Here is a 1,698-nt window from a genome sequence, read left to right on the forward strand (position 1 = left end):
GCGACGATCGGCAAAACTGTCGCAGCGCGCCAGCCCGCTGGCCAAGCCATCGGCCAGAGCCCGGCGATCGATGATCGCGCGGCGGTTGTGGATAGCGTCAACCTTCAACATTGCAGTGCAGCATAGCCGCAATGTTGAAGAGCATCATCCCCAAAGTTCAGCAGCCGGCGGATACACATCGCTGCCTTCGAACCGCAGTCCATGCGGGCGGTCTTCGATCAACAATGGCCCATCCAGATCGGCATAACTGCCCTGCATGGCCACCATGAACGCCGGCGCGATGGCGAGGCTGGTGCACAGCATGCACCCCGTCATCACGCCCAGCCCGCGCGTGGCAGCGGCATGGCGCAGGGCCAGCGCTTCGGTCAGGCCGCCGGCCTTGTCCAGCTTGATGTTGATGAACTGGTAGCGACCGATGATGGCATCAAGGCTGGAGCGGTCGTGGCAGCTTTCATCCGCCGCCAGCGGCACGGCGCATTTCAACCCGTCCAGATCGGCATCGCGGCCGGCCGGCACCGGCTGTTCGACCAGTTCGACGCCCATCGGGGCAAGCTGGCGCAAGGTGCGTTCGATATCGGCGCCACCCCAGGCTTCATTGGCATCGACGATCAGCCGGGCATCAGGCGCGGCCCGGTGGACGGCGGCCATGCGCTCCACATCGGCAGCCACGCCGCCTTCGCCGCCCAGCTTCACTTTCAGCAGTTCGCGGCCCCGCACCGCGCTTGCCGCCGCCGCCATCGCTCCAGGATCACCCAGGCTGATGGTATAAGCCGTCAGCATCGGCTGCGGCACCGGCAGGCCCAGCGTTTGCCAGACGCGCTTGCCCGACTGCTTGGCCTCCAGATCCCACAGCGCGCAATCGAGAGCATTTCGGGCAGCACCGGCGGGCAACAGGGTGAACAGATCGGCGCGGGTGGCGCCAGCCGTCACCGCGTCGGCCATGCCGTGCAATGCGGCCAGCGCCCGTTCAGCGCTGTCGCCCTTGTAATAGATGGCGGTGCCCTCGCCGCGGCCCGTGTGAGGGCCATCGCTGATTTCGGCCACGACCACATCAACATGGGTCTTGGCACCGCGCGCGATGGTGAAGCTGCCCTGCACGGGGAAGCGTTCGATGCGAGCGGTCAAACGGCGAGCCATGGCCTTGCCCTGCCCCAACCCGCGCCAAGCTACAACTGCTGGCTGCAACAGGCTTTGCCGCCCCGGCTTTTCAAGGCACACTGCCGACATGAGTGATGAGGAATCAGTCGAACTTGATCCGGTTGCCACCGTGTCGCGCATCACCGCGCTGGAAATGCTGGTGCGCCAGATCATGATCGTGCAGCTGCGCATCCTCGACAAGATGGGCGAGATCGAGCTGACGTCGGATTATGTGCAGACCATTCACAAGGCCTATGCCGAAAAGGTGGATGAAAGCCCGATCATCGAAAGCGCCAGCCCGGATGTGAATTACGAATTCAAGATGATGGTGCTGCACAATCTGGAGCGTTTCTTCGACGATCTGGAACGCCACGTGAAAGACAATCCGGCCGCCTGAATGCGCCGGCTGCGGCAAGTGACAGGGCGGTTGCCAAATGCATTGACCGTCCCTCACGCCGTGGCATCTTGTGACGCAAGGGCCGCAATCGGCCAGCAGGGGAGACGGTGATGCGGCGCGGAATCATTGCGGCGGCGGTGCTGCTGGGCGGCGCCGGTTTGCTG

General features: G+C 64.3%; 2 protein-coding genes. One reads left to right on the forward strand and one right to left on the reverse strand.

The genetic code is table 11. The annotated features are described in order from the left end of the window. Positions 1–144: 144 nt before the first annotated feature. A complete protein-coding gene (dgcA, locus tag RMO81_RS01465) occupies positions 145–1,137 on the reverse strand; it encodes an N-acetyl-D-Glu racemase DgcA (RefSeq protein ID WP_310473950.1) in 993 nt (330 codons plus the stop codon). An 88-nt stretch (positions 1,138–1,225) separates the two neighbouring features. Here dgcA and RMO81_RS01470 point away from each other — a divergent pair, with 88 nt between their 5' ends. Continuing rightward, complete coding sequence (locus tag RMO81_RS01470) at positions 1,226–1,534, forward strand: hypothetical protein (protein WP_310473951.1); 309 nt, start codon at positions 1,226–1,228, stop codon at positions 1,532–1,534. Positions 1,535–1,698: the final 164 nt, after the last annotated feature.

Origin of the sequence: Sandarakinorhabdus sp. (assembly GCF_031422795.1) — a bacterium.
GTDB lineage: Bacteria > Pseudomonadota > Alphaproteobacteria > Sphingomonadales > Sphingomonadaceae > Sandarakinorhabdus.